Below are 375 nucleotides of genomic sequence, written 5' to 3'. Positions count from 1 at the left end.
ATCCAGCCGCAGGTTCCCCTACGGCTACCTTGTTACGACTTCACCCCAGTCATGAATCACACCGTGGTAACCGTCCTCCCGAAGGTTAGACTAGCTACTTCTGGTGCAACCCACTCCCATGGTGTGACGGGCGGTGTGTACAAGGCCCGGGAACGTATTCACCGCGACATTCTGATTCGCGATTACTAGCGATTCCGACTTCACGCAGTCGAGTTGCAGACTGCGATCCGGACTACGATCGGTTTTGTGAGATTAGCTCCACCTCGCGGCTTGGCAACCCTCTGTACCGACCATTGTAGCACGTGTGTAGCCCAGGCCGTAAGGGCCATGATGACTTGACGTCATCCCCACCTTCCTCCGGTTTGTCACCGGCAG

Annotated in this window: 1 rRNA gene; it reads right to left on the bottom strand. The window is 56.5% G+C overall.

The features are described 5' to 3' along the window. Nucleotides 1-375, bottom strand: a 16S ribosomal RNA gene (locus ACF8EA_RS11585); the annotation flags it as partial.

Origin of the sequence: Pseudomonas sp. YQ_5, from assembly GCF_043103305.1 — a bacterium.
GTDB classification, from domain to species: Bacteria; Pseudomonadota; Gammaproteobacteria; order Pseudomonadales; family Pseudomonadaceae; genus Aquipseudomonas; species Aquipseudomonas putida_Y.
Note: the sequence above shows the minus strand (reverse complement) of the source record. Positions and strands in the feature narration are given on the sequence as shown.